Genomic DNA, 20,563 nt, shown 5'->3' on the forward strand with positions numbered 1-20,563 from the left:
TCCCACCGTCACTTCGCCTACAGCACTGAACAATCGGTAATACATATTTAGAATCTTTCAGAATCCTCCTACACCCCCCTCACCTGTCAATCCGTTAGCGTTCAGCCCTTTATTTAGGGAGGAACCCGGCATGCCCACGTCAGCCCGTCAACACCCCTTCAGCCTGCACATCCACCACGCTCAACATGATTTCAAGGTGCTGGAATTCACCGGCGAAGAGGCCATCAGCACGCCCTATGCCTTCAAGATTGAACTGGTCAGCGAACACGCTGGTATTGACCTCGACACCCTGATGAGTCACAGCGCTTTTCTGGCATTCGACGATCAGGGGTGCGGTGTTCACGGGCAGATATTGGACATTGAACAGGGCCACTCCGACAGCCGCCTGACCCGCTATTACCTGACACTGACGCCGCATCTGGCCAACCTGAAATATCGCACCAACCACCGTATCTTTCAGAACCTGACCGTCCAGCAGATCATTGAAACACTGCTCGAAGAGCACGGCATTTTCAGCGATGCCTACGCCTTCAATGCCTTTTCACCCTGCTTGCCTCGCGAATACTGCGTGCAATACGCCGAGTCTGATTTGGACTTTATTCAACGCCTGTGTTTTGAAGAGGGTTTTCACTATTACTTCAAGCATTCACCTGACGGCCACACACTGGTGTTCGGTGACAAACAGCAAGCCTTTACTCCGCTAACACACCCCACGCCCTACGTGCCCAATAACGGCATGGTCGCCGCCGAACCCTCAATCGACCGCTTCAAGCTGAGGCTGAAAATCGGCACCAATCACATCGTGCGCCGCGACTACGACTTCCAGAAAACCAGCCGCACGCTGGAAGCCGACAGCCATTTCGAGCGCAAGGAGCGCGTGCTTGAGCACTACAGATACCCCGGCGGCTTCAAACAAAAAGCCGACGGCGAACGGCTGAGCCAGCGCGCGCTGGAGCATCACCAGACCGGCCACCGACTGGCCAGTGGCAGCAGCAATCAGCCGCGCCTGTGCAGTGGCCACTTTCTGACCCTGAGCGAGCATAAAAACACCGCCTGGAATGGCCGTTGGTTGCTGACCCACGTTCACCATGAAGGCAAACAGCCGCAAGTGCTGGAAGAACAGGGCCGCACCCGCCAGCCTGCGCAGCTCGACGAGTTTACCCAGGGCTATCGCAACACCTTCGAGAGCATCCCCGAAGCAGTGACCTTCCGGCCGCAAAAGGTCTACGCCAAGCCGCGCATCATTGGCAGCCAGACCGCGCGCGTCACCGGGCCGGCGGGCGAAGAGATCCATTGCGATGAGTACGGTCGGGTCCGCGTTAAATTTCATTGGGATCGCAGCGACCTCAACAACGAGCAAAGCAGTTGTTGGGTCAGGGTGTCGTCCAGTTGGGCCGGTGATGGCTATGGCGCCGTGACCATTCCCCGGGTGGGTATGGAAGTGCTGGTGGAATACCTCAATTCAGACCCGGATTTTCCGGTCATATCTTCGTGCCTTCCCAATAGCATCAACCCGGTCGCGCACGAACTGCCCGCCCATAAAACCCAAAGCGTCTTTCGCAGCCGCAGCACCCCCGGTGGCAGCGGCTACAACGAACTGCGCATCGAAGACCGCAAAGGCCAGGAGCTGATTTACCTGCACGCCCAGCGCGACCTTCAACAGCACATCAAAAACGACAGCCGCGTGCACATCGAAGGCGCCAGCGAAACCCGGGTCACAGGCAACAGTGTGGTGGTGCTCAAGGCGCAGGAGCAGCACACCGTTACGGGGGATCGCAAAGTGCAGCTCAAGGCCAGCGACCATTTGCAGGTGGCCACCAGCAGCCACACACGAGTGGGGCAAGTACTGGCCGCCGAGGCCGGGCAAGAAGTGAGCTTGCAGGCGGGTGCGCGGGTGGTGCTGGAAGCGGGGGCGAGTATCACGTTGATGGCGGGTGGTCAGCATCTGGTGATAGGCGCCGGGGGGATATTCAGCAGCACGCCGATTGTGCTGGGCGGGGCTGCGGTACCAGGTACGCCGGCCAGTCCGTTAATACCGGGTGAAGTCGAGGCCTTGCACAGCCTTGAGCTGGCGCCTGCGACGCAAATGCAGGCGTTACTACAGAAGAACCCGGCTTGCCCGCAATGCGAAGCCTTGAAGCAAGCCACTGTTCAAGGAGTCCGCCATGTCGACGCTTGAAAAGCTGCCTGACGACCTGCCTTGGCAGACTCATGCTTATTTGCTGCTCGATGGCGTGAGTGTGAACAACCTGCAAGCCAAGATCACCGAGTGGTACGGCACGCCGGAAATTCAATTGCTGTACGCGACGACACCGTTGGCTTCTTGCAATGAAATTTCCCCCTGTCTGATCACGCTCAATGGCCCGAACACACCCGGCCTTGGTCACTACCTGGCCCATAGCGGTGAAGAATGGGGCTATTTGATTTACAGCCAGGCGAGTGCGTTCGACGTCATCCGCCACTTGCGCCTTTTACTTAATGCCCAGTACCAGCCACAAGGGCTAAACGTATGGCTACGGATTGCCGATCCATCGGTGATGCACACCGTTTTAAGCCATGCCATCGACACCCGTAAACCTGAAGTGTTTGGCCCGATGGAGCGCGTCGTCCTGCCGGATGTGGTCTGCAATGGCTGGCACCAACATGCCCGCCCCGAAGGTACGGTGCGAGCCTTGCCTGACGGGCCTTACGGGGTGTGCGAAGCGCAGCAGGCGAAGCTGGATGACGTGAGCTTTCGCGGGGTTATCAAAGAGCTGGAAAAGCACCTTCGAAACACATTCCCCGACGCTGGAGCCGGTTTACCACCGGAGGCGCGATGGCAATGGATCCATGAATTCGCCAATCAGGCCTACCACGCGGGCTATACGAGCGAACAGGACATATGGCGTTACACCACGCTCGGCCTGATGTTGGGCAACGAGGTTTTGCAGCGCCACCCCGATATTGCCGCGTTGATCACTCAACCGTCCGAACTCACTGCATCACTGCGCCTTGAGAAAGCCGTTGCACTCGCCTTCTCAAGATTCCAAACCCTTGGGAGCAAACGCCCATGACGCTGACAAACCCTAACCATCTGGATTTGCGTCGCAGTGATGCCAAATCAGCCCTGGGCGTATGCCCCTTGCGCAAACCCAAGGTGCAACTGTTACCGCTGCGCTATGGCCTGGTCGAGCGGCTCGACCCGGCGGCGGCGTTGTCTTTGCCTTACCAGACCACCTCACGGCCAATGGGCATACGTCTGGTGCGAGATGGCTGGCTGTACGTGATCGACAACACCAGCGGCTACCTGCACGAATACCGGGTTGAAAACGGTGAGGTCAGCCAATTTGTCTGGCAAGGCAACGAGGCCAGCCAGGACCACCGCCAAGGCATGGAAACGCAACACGTGTTGCTGTTCTCACGCGCCACCACGTTGCACATCGCCTACAGCGAGGTTCAATGGACGGCCCACAAATGCTCAAAAATGATCGACAGCCGCCCCGACCGCGATCACTTCATGCAATGCGTCGACTTGAGCAGCGCCGACTGCGTCAAAGGCGGGACGCATTTGCTGACCGACGCGCAAGCCAAGCAGTGGCTGGCCGAAGTCGCCGAAGCGCCCTCAAGCATTGCTCCGTCAGAAGGCTTTCACCCGCAGGAAACCCAGGACTACGTCTGGGAAGACACGCCCCTGTTCAAAAAGACCCCCATTGCCGTCGTCAAACGCCAGATGCTGGCGGCCTACGAATATGACCATCTGTATTTGGTGTTCAACGACACCCTTGGGGTCATGCGCGACCTGGCCGAAGAACAAGACACCGTGGTGAGCTGGATCGATGAGTGGGTGGCCAAGGAAAAACATGAACTGAAATACCTGGTGGGCAGCTACATCGAAACCCTCATGGTCCTGAACGACCAAAGCGCCCCGAGCGCGGGGGTGAGCCCCAAACTGTTCGAAAAAACCACAGCGCAACAGCGTGAAGCGATTTACGCCTACTTGAATGCGCGCAATACGTTAAAAGGCCTGCCCAGCAGTGCCAGCCCGGAAAAAGCTGCCTACCCCGGCCAAGGTTACGACGCCAACAGCCGGGCGGTTCGACAAACCATGGACGACAAAAAACAGGCCATGCACGACGCCCTTGGCCAACCGCTGCATGACGAACTGGAAGACGACATCGAAGCCCTGCAAGACCACGGCGATGCGACGCTGCAAGGCAAAGGGTTGGGCGCTCGCGGCATTCATGATTTGGTCCGGCACCAGGAAATGACCGCCTACCTCGAAGCGCAACGGGTGCACATCAAGCGTTGGACCGCCCGACTGGACCGCATCACCGTCGACCGCACGCACCTGTTAACCCGCGGTGACATGCACCGTAGCTTGTGGGCCTACGACCCCAGTATCGAAGAACAACTGCTCGCCGTGCTGGTGGCCGAGCACAACTGCCTGCGCGACCTGTGCCGCACCGATGAAAGCCTTGAAGCGGTCAGCGAATACTTGCACGCGCACCCGTACTACCTGTTGCCCGCCTTCGGCAGCCGACTGGATTGGGCCTTTCTCAACAGCAAAGCGCCCGACCTCATCAAGCTTCTGGATGACAGCCTCCACGCGCAGGAAAACATTACCAAGGCCCAAGCCCACCGGGTGCAAGTGAGTGAACTGATGGGGCGGTATTGGGGTAACAGCGTGACGCTCAATCAGCAAGCGTCCAACAACAGCCAGTTGGTGCAGGCCATCTATGCGCCTGCGGCCGCGCTGCGCACAGAGCAATGGCTGATCAAACTACAAACCGAACTGAACAACCCCACGCTCAAAGCGCATCTGGACGATTTAAACACCGTCACCAACCGCGCTCATCGTTTAGCCGGTCTGATCGCACTTGAACATTCAGGCGCGACCTTACACGTGGCCAGTGCACAGCACGTGCAGGAGTTCAGCATCCGCCTTGCCAACCTGAATGTGTTGCTGAAAAACGAAGACACCTACAAGTACAACTTCAAACTGTCCCAAAAAGACAGCAACCGCAGGTACCTCAGCGACCTGCAGCGAGAACGTGCCCGGCTCAATGTTGAGCGTTACTACAACTTGTGGAACGAAGCCCGCTCGCAGCGCTGGCAGTTGGTGCAACAGATACAAAGCAGCCTGACGGTCACCAGCAGCCAGTCGGCCGGATTTATTGGGGTCAAACTCGATCTTGAGCCTCGTCAACAAGCTTATCTGGATGAAGAGATAAAACGGCTGCGCTCCGGAGTGCGCGGAGGCTACGGCGAAGGCCACGCGGGCGTGGCAGCGTTTAAAAGTGGCTGGCTGCCGCTGGCATTGATGTTATGGCAGACGCAGGCATTGAGGGATGCATGGGTGGTGTGGGGGAAGCAATCAGGCGTGGGAGGTGTTAAAGAAGTATTAATTGGCATGGGAGTTATATCGGGGACAGGGGCATCGGCTTTATCGGTTTATCAGAGCGTGCATATCGCTATCATCGACAAAGCATTCAAGGCTGTTCAATTAGGCAGTGGAAATGCCAATGGAATGTTATTGGCAGTGAAAATGGGGAAGCTGGGTTTAGGGGTTGGGATTATTATCGCTCCATTATCTTTTCTCTCAACACTGGGTATATCGATAAGCAATTTCAACAAATGGATTTCAGCCATTCGTACAGGTAGTGTTGGTGAAAGGGCCGGAGCATTTATAGCGCTGAGTGGAGATACAGGTAATAGCGTATCAACAGGCATGTGGACGGTAAAAACCATAATGGATTATCGTTTAGTTGCCGTAGCAAAACATCAGGGTGCAAAAGCGTTGGGTGAAGCTTGGGCATTGGGCAATAGCCGCTACATGTTCAATACCGCCAGACTCACACCATGGATGCTAGGTTTTATGGCGTTGAGTTTCGGAGGGGAGACTATTTATAAATATTACAATCTTGATGAAAACCAGCGATGGTTGTTGAACTGTTGCTGGGGGAATGAAGATCAAGAATGGGATTGGCCCACCCATGCGCAACGGTTAGCCGAGGCTACATTGCAGCCAATTATTACAGATCAAGGTATTAAGCAGCCTGAAGATGAATTGGACAGTTTTCGTACTTTGACCGTGAGTTTTCCGGGCATGAATGTACGGGCTTTGGCGGAAAAACCAATTGAATTTACAGCACAGTGGCAACGAGATAATTTCACCGCCCTGAAAGAAGTCGGTGAAGAAGTTCGCAAAAGCTGCAAGCTTGTTAGTAATTTCCCTCTCGCAGTGCAGATCAACTTACCGTATGAATGGTGTGGTCCACAAGCAATGCTCTTAATGCGGATTTCGGTCCAGCCTGAACTGGCAATCAAACCACTTAACAATAACAATTTATTTCTGCAATACCGAATTCCTTTGGATCTTGGGAGTGTTAATGCGCCCATTAAAGGAGTTGCGGGCGTCCCTCATATTGGAACTGTTGAAGGGTATGAGCTAAAGCTGGAGCACCTCAATGAATGAGCCAAAATATGAACGCTTACCTCATGCCGGGGATTTTGAAAATAAACACGGCACAGAAGCGTTTTATCTTTCTCCCATGCCCTTGCCGACGGGAGCCGCTCCTTTTAATGGGTTGCGAATGCATAGAGATGTAAATGACGTTTATCTAGATTTTGGTCAGGGCGCCAGCAGTTTTGAGTTTATGGTTAGAGCTGCTGTGGGATCGATAATGTTTATGGTTATCTTTTTTTGTATTTCAGGGTTGGCATTGGGGATTCATGAATATGTAGAGTATGGATTTTCACCTTTTAGAGTTTTTCTTAATTTAGTTCTTCCAAATTATTATTTATGGGGATTCCTAGCCATTCTTATGATTATGTATGGCGTTCCCCTGTATCAAACTATCCACCAAATAAGCTCCAACACCCCGATTCGTTTCAACCGCCAACGCCGAGAAGTCGTCTACGTCCGAGAAAAAGGCCAACCTCCTCTGATTGTTCCCTGGGAAGAAGTCATTGCCTGTGTCACAGCGGGCACCCTTGTTACCCAATACGCCGTTATGTCCAGCTACTCCCTGAGGATTGGGCTGCGTGACAGCAACAGCGGCGAAGTGGTGTGGTTGACACTGTCCACAGGTCATCCAAGTCTGGCTATCAGCGAATGGGAGGCGCTGCGGGTGTATATGGAGCAAGGCCCGGATGCCTTGCCAACGCCATTACTGATAGACGAAGAGTTTCAAGAAGGCACCGTGGCCTACTTCCATATGTGCCGGGGGGTTTACCGCGAAATGCACTCCTGGCCGGTGTATGCGTTTGGCTTTTTGACCATTCAGTTTTGCAGCGGTTGGACATTGCCTTGCCGGTTTTCCCAATGGATAAACACCCGCCCGAAGGCTGCCTTCCCCGAATCGATTCGTGAATGGTCGAAACCTTTACCCGCCGAACAACACGCTCAGCCCAGCGCAGAATTAGTGCAAGAAAGCGCCGAAGTGAATTTGGCCCTTAGCCAAGGGCAAAGCCTGATGGACTATTACAAGGTTAAGTTTTCAGAGCCTGAGCCTACGGGTGAAAATAATGGGTGATTCTAAATACAATCGGTTACCGCATGCCGGGGATTTTGAAAATAAAAACGGCACAGAAGCGTTTTATCTTTCCCCAAAGCCCTTGCCTACAGGAGTCGCTCCTTTTACTGGGTTGCAAATGCATAGAGAGGTAAATGATGTTTATTTGGATTTTGCTCAGGGTGTCAGAGGCTTGGAGTTCGCTGTTCGAGCTTCATTAGGCTCTATAGTGTCTATGGCAATTTTCTTTGCCGTAGTGAATGTTATTTTAGCGTATTCAGTTTTTAGTCATGGTCGGCCGTTTTGGAGTACTTTGTTTGAATTTATTCAAAATCCTTTAATGTGGGGTTTTCTTATAGTTCTAATGATCATGGCAGGTGTTCCCCTTTACCGAAGCATCCATCACATAACCTCTACACCCCCTATCCGCTTTAACCGCCAACGCCGCGAAGTCGTTTACGTCCGAGAAAAAGGTCAACCTCCTCTGATTGTTCCCTGGGAAGAAGTCATTGCCAGTGTCACAGCGGGCACCCTTGTTACCCAATACGCCGTGATGTCCAGCTATTCCCTGATGATTGGGTTGCGTGACAGCACCAGCGGCGAAGTGGTGTGGTTGACGCTGGCCACAGGTCATCCAAGTTTGGCCCTCAGCGAATGGGAAGCGCTGCGGGTGTATATGGAGCAAGGCCCGGATGCCTTGCCAACGCCATTACTGATAGACCAAGAGTTTCAAGAAGGCACCGTGGCGTACTTCCATATGTGCCGAGGGGTATACCGCGAAATGCACTCCTGGCCGGTGTATGCGTTTGGCTTTTTGACCATTCAATTTTGCAGCGGTTGGACATTGCCTTGTCGGTTTTCCGAATGGATAAACACCCGCCCGAAGGCTGCCTTCCCCGATTCGATTCGTGAATGGTCGAAACCTTTACCTGCCGATCAACACGCTCAGCCCAGCGCAGAATTAGTGCAAGAAAGCGCCGAAGTGAATTTGGCCCTTAGCCAAGGGCAAAGCCTGATGGACTATTACAAGGTTAAGTTTTCAGAGCCTGAGCCTACGGGTGAACAAAGTGGGTGATTCTAAATACAATCGGTTACCGCATGCCGGAGATTTTGAAAATAAAAACGGCACAGAAGCGTTTTATCTTTCCCCAAAGCCCTTGCCTACTGGAGCCGCTCCTTTTACTGGGTTGCAAATGCATCGAGAGGTGAATGAGATTTTTTTGGATTTCGCTCAGGGTGTCAAGGGATTAGAGTTTGCTGTAAGAGCTCCTGTAGGATCAATCATGTTTATGGTGATATTATTTTTCATAACAGGGCTGGGTTTAGGTGTTCATGATTATATTGATTATGGGCATTCACCGTTTGAGATATTACTTACTTTGGTGCTTCCTAATTATTACTTTTGGGGTTTTATAACCATCTTGATGATACTAGCTGGCGTTCCCCTTTATAAAAGCATTCACCAAATAACTTCCCAACCCCCAGTCCGTTTCAACCGCCAACGCCGAGAAGTCGTTTACGTCCGAGAAAAAGGCCAACCTCCACTGATTGTTCCCTGGGAAGAAGTCATTGCCAGTGTCACAGCGGGCACCGTTGTTACCCAATACGCCGTGATGGCCAGCTACTCCCTGATGATTGGGTTGCGTGACAGCACCAGCGGCGAAGTGGTGTGGTTGACGCTGGCCACAGGTCATCCAAGTTTGGCCCTCAGCGAATGGGAAGCGCTGCGGGTGTATATGGAGCAAGGCCCGGATGCCTTGCCAACGCCATTACTGATAGACCAAGAGTTTCAAGAAGGCACCGTGGCGTACTTCCATATGTGCCGAGGGGTATACCGCGAAATGCACTCCTGGCCGGTGTATGCGTTTGGCTTTTTGACCATTCAGTTTTGCAGCGGTTGGACATTGCCTTGCCGGTTTTCCCAATGGATAAACACCCGCCCGAAGGCTGCCTTCCCCGAATCGATTCGTGAATGGTCGAAACCTTTACCCGCCGAACAACACGCTCAGCCCAGCGCAGAATTAGTGCAAGAAAGCGCCGAAGTGAATTTGGCCCTTAGCCAAGGGCAAAGCCTGATGGATTATTACAAGGTCAAGTTTTCAGAGCCTGAAAACACGACAGACGCACATTAAGCAGAAGAGTGGAGTGCAAATCCTCGTAGCAGCTGACGAGTAGTGCGAGGCTGCGTTCGAGCGCGAAGCGGTCGCACAATGGGATGCCTCGGTGTGTCAGGTTTTGCGACGGCTTTGCAGCCGATCGCAGCCTTCGTGCCTCGGCAGCGGCTACATGCGTGTTGTAGCCGCTGCCGAAGGCTGCGATTGAGCGCGTAGCGGTCGCAATGAGACGCCTCGGTGTGTCAGGTTTTAAGACGGCTTTGCCGCCGATCGCAGCCTTCGTGCCTCGGCAGCGGCTACGTGCGCGTTGTAGCCGCTGCCGAAGGCTGCGATTGAGCGCGTAGCGGTCGCACAATGGGACGCCTCGGTGTGTCAGGTTTTACGACGGCTTTGCCGCCGATGGCAGCCTTCGTGCCTCGGCAGCGGCTACATGCGTGTTGTAGCCGCTGCCGAAGGCTGCGTTCGAGCGCGAAGCGTTCGCAATGGGACGCCTCGGTGTGTCAGGTTTTACGACGGCTTTGCCGCCGATCGCAGCCTTCGTGCCTCGGCAGCGGCTACATGCGTGTTGTAGCCGCTGCCGAAGGCTGCGATCGAGCGCGAAGCGTTCGTACAATGGGACGCCTCGGTTTGTCAGGTTTTACGACGGCTTTGCCGCCGATCGCAGCCTTCGTACCTCGGCAGCGGCTACGTGCGCGTTGTAGCCGCTGCCGAAGGCTGCGTTCGAGCGCGAAGCGGTCGCACCATGAGGCCCTCGGTGTGTCAGGCATTTCTCGTCAGCCGCTACAGACGCGCCACTGAAACCGAGCACAGCTCTACCCTGCACCTTTCAGCCTTTGTTACTCAAAACGCAAAAGTCCTTGTTAAAATCAGGGCTTTTTCGCCCCCCCATACCGCTATAAATTTGTCTCAACCACACAGAACTTGCTCAGCAAGAAGGTCTTTGAAATGTCCAGCAGTATGGGTATGGCTAGCGTTTTCGTTTTGTCATCTTTGTTGTTGTCGCCCCTGGCCATGGCGGAAGAATCACCTGCATTCGTCGCCCAAAATGCGGCCCGTGCAGCAGCCTTTGAACAGAACCAGGCAGAGCTGACAGCACAGCATCAAAACGATGTGCAGCCTCAGCAAACACAAGCTAAAGCCAGCACCACCGATGAAGCGAAAGACAGCTGATTCGACGCTCCAAGACTTCCCGTCGCAGTGGGTCACACGTCACTAATGTGACCAACTGTTTCAAAAGCCGCTATCAAAGCGGCTTTTTTTTGTTTCGAAAAAAGCTGCGGCCCACCCAGGCGTGCCTTAGAACAAGAACTGACTACTCAACGAAAATAACAACTGCCGCCACTCTCAAGAAGCAACTCACTGATGAAGTCTTCACTTAAACTCAGTCGGTTATTCATTGCCCTGGCTGCAACGATCCCAACCTTTGCCCACGCCGACGACGAAACCGCCAAAGACGGTTTCATTGAAGGCTCCAGCCTTAACCTGCACGCCCGTAACTACTAGCCCCCATGCTGATGACAGCAAGGAGAGGGGCCAAGGGTTTATCGCTAAATTCGAATCCGGCTTCACTCAGGGCGATGTCGGCTTTGGCCAGTATGCCGCGCAACTCAAGGATGTATGGAACCAGTATTACTACGATGCGGACTACACCCACGCGCTGACTGATAGCATCACCCTAACCCCCGGCGTGGATCTCGCTCACTTGTTTGAGCGTTTTTATCGTGTCGATACCTCACACCATAACAGCAGCGCCAATCACGGTCTGGGACTGGCTATCGTCAAGGCGATTGCTCAAATGCATGGTGGCTAAGTGCTTGTGTCAAGCCGCAATGGCAAGAATACGTTCAGCCTGATTTTACCGCCCCCAAATAGTTAGGATTTAATAATGTCACTCATGGATGACTTAACAAAGTCCTGAATTCTATAAACTTTTCAAGCAAAACACGCCCCCTTCTGCCAAGAAGGGTATCCCCAAGCACCTGTCAACAATGACAGTAGACGCTATTTCTGCCCACTTACATACTTAACGTGCAATTTAAATACCGTCCACTTACAACTAACACGCTTTATAGCACCGAGCGAATGCAAGTACAAACCGGCCCTTAACTTAACGAACAAGGTGGTTATCATGAGCGATATTAATAGCACGAAAAGTAGCGATACACAGGCAGGCGTCGCTACAGAACTTGTGATTGGCGGTAGCGGCTTGACGGATACACCTATCGGTACGGAATGTAATATCGGCACAAACGCCACCGTATTTGATGCCGACCGCCGGATCGTCTCAGAAGGTACCGTGGAGTGGACGATGTCCACCAACCCAGCAATGCCAGACATGACCCTTGCCCTTAGCAACCACCGGATCTGTAGGGTCAAAGGAATTGTAACCCAGACCTTCGATCTGACCCTGAGGGCCACCTATCCTGGCCTAAGCGATTCCAAGACCATTACTGTCAAGGCCATTTAATAAACACCAAGGTCTAGGAGTCCCCTGACAAGCGTTACCCTCAGGTGACTCCTGTCTTCTTTTGAGTAAAATCAACCAGCATCCCTTTTCCTAACACTGCTTATTTTACAGTTCACCATGAACAGCCGGGAGAGGGTTAGAATAAGCATCAAACACCCGACTTTTAATAGAATGCCACGGCAAGCGGAAACTACCCGCGCCTTCAATAATGCCCTCGCTAACTTATAGCGATTCGATAGCTGAAAGATAAGTTTCGACAACTGTGATTACTTACACCATTGAGTATTGTTTCCACCACAACTTTCCATCTGCAACAAACTAAATATCAATCCCTATTTGTAGCAGTAATCCGCATAAGCCCTGGCCGCCACTTGAAATCGTAAAATTGCAAAAGCCTCCCCGCAAGCGTTGCTGAACTGAAAATTTTAAATCCCGAAAGAGTCCCGGTATTCCCCCGTACCTGCGTATTCAATGAGCAATACCCCCCCTCACCTGCGCTTTGTTACCTAAACCGCAAAAGTCCTTGTTCAAAACAAGGCTTTTTCGTCCCCTCCTCCCGCTATAAATTTGTCTCAACCACACAGAACTTGCTCAGCAAGAAGGTCTTTGAAATGTCCAGCAGTATGGGTATGGCTAGCGTTTTCGTTTTGTCATCTTTGTTGTTGTCGCCCCTGGCCATGGCGGAAGAGTCACCTGCATTCGTCGCCCAAAATGCGGCCCGTGCAGCAGCCTTTGAACAGCACCAGGCAGAGCTGACAGCACAGCATCAAAACGATGCGCAGCCTCAGCAAACACAAGCTAAAGCCAGCACCACCGATGAAGCGAAAGACAGCTGATTCGACGCTCCAAGACTTCCCGTCGCAGTGGGTCACACGTCACTAATGTGACCAACTGTTTCAAAAGCCGCTATCATAGCGGCTTTTTTTTGTTTCGAAAAAAGCTGCGGCCCACCCAGGCGTGCCTTAGAACAAGAACCGACTACTCAACGAAAATAACAACTGCCGCCACTCTCAAGGAGCAACTCACTGGTGAAGTCTTCACTTAAACTCAGTCCGTTATTCATTGCCCTGGCTGCAACGATCCCAACCTTTGCCCACGCCGACGACGAAACCGCAAAAGACGGTTTCATTGAAGGCTCCAGCCTTAACCTGCACGCCCGCAACTACTATATGAACCACGACATCCGCAGCCCCCATGCTGATGACAGCAAGGAGTGGGGCCAAGGGTTTATCGCTAAATTCGAATCCGGCTTCACTCAGGGCGTTGTCGGCTTTGGCCTGGATGCCTACGGCATGCTGGGCCTCAAGCTCGACGGTGGCGGCGGTACCGATGGCAGCAGCATCCTGCCGGTGAGTGATGGCAATGGCAAAGCGCCAACCTCGTTCTCGTCCGGTGGGGCCGCGCTGAAGATCCGTGCGTTTGACACGGAACTTAAAGCCGGCGATCTGTTTTTGACCAACCCGGTGATTGCAGGCGGTGAAACCCGCATGTTGCCGCAGACCTTTCAAGGCGTCAGTCTGACCAACACCAGCTTCGAAGGCTGGATGCTGGAAGGCGGTCAGGTCAGCTTCGACAAACCTTACGATCAAAGCGGTATGCGCCGGCTGACCACCACGTATGGCGACCTCGGCGATCAGACCACCAAGCACCTGACTTGGGCAGGCGTATCCTGGAGCGGAATTCCAGAGATCACCAGCAACCTGTATGCCGCGCAACTCAAGGATGTATGGAACCAGTACTACTATGATCTGGACTACACCCACGCGCTGACTGATAGCATCAGCCTAAACCCCGGCGTGCATTTCTATCACACTGAGAACAGCGGCAAAGCGCTGCTCGGCGACATCGACAACAACACGTTCAGCCTTCACTTGGCGCTGGCAATGGCGGGTCACACCGTGACAGCGGTGTATCAGCGAGTAAATGGTGATACACCGTTTGACTACATCAATGAAGGCGACAGCGTCTATCTGGACAACTCACAGCAATATTCAGACTTCAACGGCCCGAACGAACGCTCGTGGAAGCTGCAATACGAATACGACTTCGCTGGCATTGGGATCGCAGGCCTGACCTCAAGCGTTTCGTACTCTCGTGGCGAACTGGACTTGACCAAAGCCGACCCCAACAGCATCGGGTATGGCAATTGGTATAACCCCGAAGGTAAAAATGCTCACCACTGGGAACGCGATCTGGGCCTCAAATATGTGATTCAGGATGGTAAAGCCAAAGACCTCGCAGTCAGCCTGCGCTGGGCGACCAACCGCGGTAACACGGCTTACCAAACAGTGGATAACGATGTTGATGAATACCGTGTAATCATCGACTATCCTCTGGACGTGTTTTAAACGATGAGCTCAAGGCTGGCTCTTGCTGGCCTTGAGCTTCTTGGTTGTGTCTCATCCCGGCGCCGTGGATATCAGTGAGGGTCGAGCTATTTCATTCTACGTTCGCACACAGGCCCTCACGCGGCGCCGATTGATAATTGCAACTGCCCTGCTCGTGGCGTCAACTCTGTGCATCGTCAGTTATTTTTTGGTGCGCGAATACCGCAACACTGAACAAGAGGCCACGCGCTCAGCGTTTAATCTTGTGCAACTGATTGATCGTGAGTTACGCAATACCGTATCGCTTTACGACACAACGCTGATGAGCTTGATCAATTTGTTCCAAAGCCGTGCCCTCGATTCGTTTCCCGCCCCCCTTCAAAACACCCTGCTATTTCACACAGCCAGCAACCTGCCCTCTAACGACGGCTTTTATGTGCTCAATGCAGCGGGCAACGTGATTGCGACTTCAATACCGGACGTCGTCCTGGGCCCGCACGTGACCGAGGAGCCTTGGTTTAAGGTACATCGCGAACTGGACAGTGCAGAGATCTTCATCAGCCGGCCGTTTCAAACCAGCGGTAAAAATGGCGACTGGAGCATCCGTTTTTCCCGACGCATGTCCACGCCGGACGGCGCTTTTGCGGGTGTGGCCGTTGCTCAGATGAAGCTGGATTACTTCACTAACCTGTTACGCGGCCTGGACCTGGGCCCCGATGGTCGCATAAGTCTCTTTCGCACTGACGGCATCATGCTGGTGCAATACCCACCGATCCCCTCCATCAGTACGGGAGAGGATTTGGGCAGCCACCCTAACTACGTGCGACTGCTGAATGAGGGTTACGGTAGCTTTATCGCCCTCTCTGAAATCTATCAAGCGTCGCGGCTCTACAACTTCTCCCAGGTTTACAACTTGCCTATCGTGGTCGTGGTGGGCTTATCTACAGAATATATTTTCAGTAATTGGTGGCATACGGCCTTACTGATTGGAACCACCACCTTGCTGCTGTGCCTGGGCATTATCTGGCTGACTTTGCTGTTAATGCATGAACTGAACTTGCGCCAACAGGCAGAACGCTCGCTCGATGAACTTACCTTTACGGATCCTTTGAGCGGGTTGGCCAATCGCCGTTTTCTGGATAAAACGCTTGCCGAAGAATGGCGTTTTGCACAGCGCACAGGCCGGCCAGTCTCGCTTTTGATGATTGATATTGATCACTTCAAACACTTTAACGACCTCCACGGGCATCAGACCGGTGATGAGGCTATTCGTCGAGTTGCGAAAGTCATCAACACGCACATGCGTCGGCCACGAGACCTGGCAACTCGTTATGACGGTGAGGAATTTGCCGTAGTGCTGGCCGATACAGATGCTGCGGGCGCCCGACAATTGGCTGAAGAAATCCGCTCATCAGTCAATGCCATGGAGCCTGTGCCACAGGGCAAGCAAAACCTCACGATCAGCCTGGGGGCGTGTACCTGTTATGCCAAGCCGAAAGATGAGGTTCAAGTGTTGTTAAGCATGGCGGACAAAGCCCTGTACCAAGCCAAGAAAGGGGGGAGAAACCGGGTCGTAGCGATCAACGAAACGGGCCTAAATGCGATCAAGCCTAGCCCCGAAACGCTTTAACTGCCGCGACGGCACGAATGCGCACCATAAAAAAAGCCACCCGAGGGTGGCCTTCAAAACTAGAGAAAGAAGTTTTTACTTAAACTGCTGCAACCGGACGCATGTACGAGATCGGTGCCGTGCTGGCATCTTCAAAGGTCACGACTTCCCATGCATCTTTCTGTTCAATCAGCTTGCGAAGCAGCTGGTTGTTCAGTGCATGGCCAGACTTGAAGCCCTTGAACTCACCTATCAGGCTATTGCCCAAGAGGTAAAGGTCACCAATGGCGTCGAGAATCTTGTGCTTCACGAATTCGTCTTCATAGCGAAGGCCGTCTTCGTTCAGAACACCGTTAGCATCAACCACGATGGCGTTTTCTACGCTACCGCCGAGTGCAAGGTTGTGCTTGCGCAGGTACTCGATGTCACTCATAAAACCGAAAGTACGGGCGCGGCTGACTTCTTTAACAAACGAAGTGCTGGAAAAATCCACGCTTGCACTTTGGGTACGGTTATGGAAAACCGGGTGATCGAAATCGATCTCGAAGCTCACCTTAAAGCCTTCGAAAGGGACAAAAGTGGCGCGCTTGTCGCCATCTTCTACTGTCACTTCACGCAGGATTCGAATGAACTTCTTCGGCGCGTCCTGTTCTTCCAGGCCCGCCGATTGAATCAGAAACACGAAAGGCCCGGCGCTACCGTCCATAATCGGGACTTCAGACGCGGAGAGTTCGACGTAGGCGTTATCGATCCCCAGGCCAGCCATGGCCGAGAGCAAGTGCTCTACCGTGTCTACTTTTACATCACCGTTGACCAACGTGGTCGACATCGTCGTCTCGCCGACGTTTTCCGCGCGAGCAGGAATCTGCACCACAGGGTCAAGGTCTGCACGACAAAACACGATGCCGGTATCCACAGGCGCAGGTTTGAGGGTCAGGTAGACCTTCTCACCGGAGTGCAGGCCGACACCTGTGGCACGGATAATATTTTTCAGGGTGCGTTGTTTAATCATGGCATTGGCCGCTTCAGCGCAAATTGCGAACTGGTATCAACAAAGGCTGGCGATAATAGCAGACCGAGCCTTTGCTGAATACCAATCACCTTAATCCCCCTGATTGATTTCATTAATCAGCCTGTCGACGCAGGAAAGCCGGGATGTCCAGATAGTCCAGATCGTCTTGCGGATTCAGTTTGGCAGCGGTTGTTGCCCCCTGCTGAGCCTGATTACGCATAACGGTAGGACGGTCCAGATCGCGGTAATTAACCACTGGCTGCTCCTGACGCTCGGTACGTACGTCCTGACGAGCAGGGGCAGTATGTGCCTGAGAAGGTGCGTAGGAAGCTTGCACGTTATCAATGACCTTGACCGGCTTCTCGATTTTCGCGCCCAAACCGGTCGCTACCACGGTCACGTGCAGTTCATCGCGCATGTCCGGATCGATCACGGTGCCCACTTTGACCATCGCGTGCTCGGAAGCAAAGGCTTCGATGATGCTACCCACGTCGGAGTACTCACCCAGGGACAGGTCAGGACCGGCAGTGATGTTAACCAGGATGCCGCGAGCGCCTTCCAGGTTTACGTCTTCGAGCAACGGGTTGCGAATGGCCGCTTCGGTCGCTTCACGTGCACGATTCGGACCGCTGGCGCAGCCAGTGCCCATCATCGCCATGCCCATTTCGCTCATCACGGTACGCACGTCGGCAAAGTCGACGTTGATCATGCCCGGACGCTTGATGATGTCGGAAATACCGCGAACGGCACCAGCCAACACGTCATCAGCCTTGGCAAACGCAGACAGCAGGCTCGCGTCCTTGCCCAGGATGGTCAGCAATTTCTCGTTCGGAATCGTGATCAACGAGTCAACGCTTTCGGACAGCAGACGAATACCTTCGTCAGCAATCTGCATGCGCTTGCGACCTTCGAACGGGAACGGACGTGTCACCACCGCAACGGTGAGGATGCCCATTTCCTTGGCCACTTCGGCAATGATCGGCGCAGCACCGGTACCGGTACCACCGCCCATACCCGTGGTGATGAACACCATATTGGTGCCCTGCAGCACTTCTGCGATGCGCTCGCGGTCTTCCAGAGCGGCCTGACGACCGACCTCAGGGTTTGCGCCGGCACCCAGGCCCTTGGTCACACCGGTGCCCAATTGCAGGATGGTACGCGCGCCGATGCTTTTGAGCGCTTGCGCGTCAGTGTTGGCGCAGATGAATTCCACACCTTCGATGTTGCTCTTAACCATGTGGTTAACAGCATTGCCACCGCCACCACCAACACCGATAACCTTGATTACCGGGCTTTGCGGGATGTTGTCTACGAGTTCGAACATGGTCCCTCTCCTTACAGTTCTCTAGTTTTTTTCGCCTACTTCTACCGCTTTGAATCTTTTACTGCTCATGCTTTAAAAGTTGCCCTGCACCCAGCGCTTGAGGCGCTCGAATACAGGGGCTTTCTGTTCATCACTGCTGTAGTTGTCGCGGTTGCTGATACCCGATATGGAAATACCGTCCGACTGCTTTTGCAGTCCGTACAGCAACAAGCCCACAGCGGTGGAGTAAATCGGATTGCGCACAACATCAGACAAGCCTTTGGCGCTGTGCGGAACGCCCAGACGCACCGGCATGTGGAAGATTTCTTCCGCCAGTTCAACTGCGCCTTCCATTTTCGAAGTGCCGCCGGTCAGGACGATGCCTGCCGGAATCAGGTCTTCGTAGCCGCTGCGACGCAGCTCCGCCTGAATCAGGGTGAAGAGCTCGTCGTAACGCGGCTCGACCACTTCGGCCAACGCCTGACGAGAGAGCTCGCGCGGAGGACGATCGCCCACGCTTGGTACCTTGATGGTTTCACCGGCACCCGCCAGTTTGGCCAGTGCGCAGGCGTAACGGATTTTGATTTCTTCGGCGTACTGAGTAGGAGTACGCAAAGCCATCGCGATGTCGTTGGTCACCTGATCACCCGCAATCGGGATCACTGCCGTATGGCGGATAGCACCTTCGGTGAAAATGGCGATGTCCGTCGTGCCGCCGCCGATGTCGACCAGGCAGACGCCCAGCTCTTTTTCGTCATCGGTGAGAACGGAGTAAGCCGAGGCCAGTTGCTCAAGGATGATGTCATCTACCTCAAGGCCACAACGGCGTACACACTTCTCGATGTTCTGGGCGGCATTTACCGCACAGGTCACCACGTGCACCTTGGCTTCCAGCCGCACGCCCGACATGCCCAGCGGCTCACGCACGCCTTCCTGGTTATCGATCACGTAATCCTGCGCGAGTGTGTGCAGCACACGCTGGTCTGCAGGAATCGCGACAGCCTGTGCGGCGTCGAGAACGCGCTCCAAATCGGCCGCACTGACTTCACGATCGCGGATCGCCACGATGCCGTGGGAGTTCAGGCTGCGGATGTGGCTACCGGCAACGCCGACGAATGCCGAGTGAATCCGGCAACCGGCCATCAGCTGCGCTTCTTCGATGGCGCGCTGGATCGATTGCACGGTGGACTCGATGTTCACCACCACGCCCTTTTTCAGGCCCCGGGACGGATGCGTGCCAATACCGACGATTTCGATCGTGCCGTCTTCACCGACCTCGCCCACCAGCGCCACCACCTTGGAGGTGCCGATATCGAGACCGACGATCATTTTTCCGCTTTGCACGTTTGCCATGGGTCCTGCCTCTTCTTAATTCTTCGCGACAGCGGGTTGGGCTATCGTGGGTGCCACAGGTTCCCGCCAGCCGACGGCCAATCCGTTGGCGTAACGCAAATCAATGCGCGCTATGTTCGTAATCTGTTCTTTAAGCGTCTTGTCATAGATGGCTATGAATCGACGCATTTTCTCTACCAGGTGATCGCGCCCCAACAGCAGCTCGATTCCTGGCCCTGCACTGCCAGCTCCAGTGGTCAGGAACCAGCTACCGCGCTCACGCAGCTCCAGACGGGCGATAGAAAAGCCCATCGGACGCAGCATCTGGCTTAACACCTGATACTGCTGCATCACTTGCTGCTGAGCCCGCTGTGGGCCAAACAACTGCGGCAAGTGCTCGTAATTGGCCAGTTCACGCGGGGTAAATGCCTGCCCCTGGTTGTTGAGCAAGGCTGCATCACCCCAACGAGCAACCGGCAGCTGCTCTTCAAGGCGAATGACCACCTGATCAGGCCAAACGCGGCGTACTTCTGCGTGGGCAATCCATGGCATTTGCTCAAGCTCGGTGCGCATGCCTTCCAGATCTACCGTGAAGAAGCTCGCGGCCATGTAGGGGGCAATGCGCTGCTGCACGGCTTGCTGGCTGATATAAGTCAAATCACCCTGCACGTTGATATTGCTGATCGGGCGGTCCGCGTACGGCATCAACCGTTGCGCACCTTCGTAAGTGCCAAAACCCAACACAACCAACAACACCGGCCAAAACAGTATCTTCAAAAAGCCGAAATTGGCTTTTGGCAGACGCCCCGACATCGGCTCTTTAGCCACCATTCGGCTTGCACCCCGAGGCACCGGCTTGCGGCCGGGGACAGGTTGCTGATGACGAAGCGATGCGCCTTGCATGGT

The 20,563-nt window shown here is 54.1% G+C and carries 15 protein-coding genes and 2 pseudogenes; 13 read left to right on the forward strand and 4 right to left on the reverse strand.

Features of this window, described 5'->3' with window-relative positions:
- Nucleotides 1-130 precede the first annotated feature (130 nt).
- The 13 genes and pseudogenes from tssI (at nucleotide 131) to EQV93_RS01800 (ending at nucleotide 16,031) form a co-directional block, all read left to right on the forward strand.
- Nucleotides 131-2,179 (forward strand): type VI secretion system Vgr family protein, encoded by a 2,049-nt coding sequence (gene tssI / locus EQV93_RS01740; protein ID WP_240890775.1) that lies wholly within the window; start codon nucleotides 131-133, stop codon nucleotides 2,177-2,179.
- Nucleotides 2,166-3,053, forward strand: a complete 888-nt coding sequence (locus tag EQV93_RS01745) for a DUF4123 domain-containing protein (protein ID WP_240890776.1) — start codon at nucleotides 2,166-2,168, stop codon at nucleotides 3,051-3,053. The genes tssI and EQV93_RS01745 overlap by 14 nt, the downstream gene beginning before the upstream one ends.
- Complete coding sequence (locus EQV93_RS01750) at nucleotides 3,050-6,454, forward strand: toxin VasX (RefSeq protein WP_240890777.1); 3,405 nt, start codon at nucleotides 3,050-3,052, stop codon at nucleotides 6,452-6,454. The genes EQV93_RS01745 and EQV93_RS01750 overlap by 4 nt, the downstream gene beginning before the upstream one ends.
- Nucleotides 6,447-7,514 (forward strand): DUF6708 domain-containing protein, encoded by a 1,068-nt coding sequence (locus EQV93_RS01755; RefSeq protein ID WP_240890778.1) that lies wholly within the window; start codon nucleotides 6,447-6,449, stop codon nucleotides 7,512-7,514. Before EQV93_RS01750 ends, EQV93_RS01755 begins: the two co-directional genes overlap by 8 nt.
- Entirely contained in the window at nucleotides 7,507-8,568 is a 1,062-nt protein-coding gene (locus EQV93_RS01760) for a DUF6708 domain-containing protein (protein ID WP_240890779.1), read from the forward strand. The genes EQV93_RS01755 and EQV93_RS01760 overlap by 8 nt, the downstream gene beginning before the upstream one ends.
- Nucleotides 8,561-9,625, forward strand: a complete 1,065-nt coding sequence (locus EQV93_RS01765; protein ID WP_240890780.1) for a DUF6708 domain-containing protein — start codon at nucleotides 8,561-8,563, stop codon at nucleotides 9,623-9,625. Before EQV93_RS01760 ends, EQV93_RS01765 begins: the two co-directional genes overlap by 8 nt.
- A gap of 927 nt (nucleotides 9,626-10,552) precedes the next feature.
- Nucleotides 10,553-10,777, forward strand: coding sequence for a hypothetical protein (locus EQV93_RS01770; RefSeq protein WP_240890781.1), 225 nt, complete (start codon nucleotides 10,553-10,555; stop codon nucleotides 10,775-10,777).
- A gap of 192 nt (nucleotides 10,778-10,969) precedes the next feature.
- A pseudogene (locus EQV93_RS01775) lies at nucleotides 10,970-11,198 on the forward strand (OprD family outer membrane porin); the annotation flags it as partial.
- Nucleotides 11,199-11,288: 90 nt separating this feature from the next.
- Nucleotides 11,289-11,417 (forward strand): annotated as a pseudogene (locus EQV93_RS01780) (ATP-binding protein); the annotation flags it as partial.
- Nucleotides 11,418-11,735: 318 nt separating this feature from the next.
- Nucleotides 11,736-12,074, forward strand: coding sequence for a hypothetical protein (locus EQV93_RS01785; protein WP_122785713.1), 339 nt, complete (start codon nucleotides 11,736-11,738; stop codon nucleotides 12,072-12,074).
- Nucleotides 12,075-12,685: 611 nt separating this feature from the next.
- Entirely contained in the window at nucleotides 12,686-12,910 is a 225-nt protein-coding gene (locus EQV93_RS01790; RefSeq protein WP_146425610.1) for a hypothetical protein, read from the forward strand.
- 192 nt (nucleotides 12,911-13,102) lie between these two features.
- The gene (locus tag EQV93_RS01795) at nucleotides 13,103-14,422 is read left to right on the forward strand and encodes an OprD family porin (RefSeq protein ID WP_122785715.1); all 1,320 of its coding nucleotides are present in this window, start codon (nucleotides 13,103-13,105) and stop codon (nucleotides 14,420-14,422) included.
- 154 nt (nucleotides 14,423-14,576) lie between these two features.
- Nucleotides 14,577-16,031 (forward strand): sensor domain-containing diguanylate cyclase, encoded by a 1,455-nt coding sequence (locus EQV93_RS01800; RefSeq protein WP_240890782.1) that lies wholly within the window; start codon nucleotides 14,577-14,579, stop codon nucleotides 16,029-16,031.
- Between the two features lie 79 nt (nucleotides 16,032-16,110).
- Here the strand turns inward: EQV93_RS01800 and lpxC are convergent, their stop codons facing one another.
- The 4 genes from lpxC to EQV93_RS01820 all read right to left on the reverse strand — a co-directional run bounded on the left by lpxC (nucleotide 16,111) and on the right by EQV93_RS01820 (nucleotide 20,560).
- Nucleotides 16,111-17,022, reverse strand: coding sequence for a UDP-3-O-acyl-N-acetylglucosamine deacetylase (gene lpxC, locus EQV93_RS01805; protein WP_122785716.1), 912 nt, complete (start codon nucleotides 17,020-17,022; stop codon nucleotides 16,111-16,113).
- Nucleotides 17,023-17,134: 112 nt separating this feature from the next.
- The gene (gene ftsZ / locus EQV93_RS01810) at nucleotides 17,135-18,346 is read right to left on the reverse strand and encodes a cell division protein FtsZ (protein ID WP_122785717.1); all 1,212 of its coding nucleotides are present in this window, start codon (nucleotides 18,344-18,346) and stop codon (nucleotides 17,135-17,137) included.
- Between the two features lie 72 nt (nucleotides 18,347-18,418).
- On the reverse strand, nucleotides 18,419-19,678 hold the full coding sequence (gene ftsA / locus EQV93_RS01815) for a cell division protein FtsA (RefSeq protein WP_122785718.1): 1,260 nt from the start codon (nucleotides 19,676-19,678) through the stop codon (nucleotides 18,419-18,421).
- A gap of 15 nt (nucleotides 19,679-19,693) precedes the next feature.
- Nucleotides 19,694-20,560, reverse strand: coding sequence for a cell division protein FtsQ/DivIB (locus EQV93_RS01820; protein ID WP_122785719.1), 867 nt, complete (start codon nucleotides 20,558-20,560; stop codon nucleotides 19,694-19,696).
- Between the last annotated feature and the right edge of the window lie 3 nt (nucleotides 20,561-20,563).

Origin of the sequence: Pseudomonas sp. TMW22091, assembly GCF_022496705.1 — a bacterium.
In the GTDB taxonomy this organism is placed as follows: Bacteria; Pseudomonadota; Gammaproteobacteria; order Pseudomonadales; family Pseudomonadaceae; genus Aquipseudomonas; species Aquipseudomonas saxonica.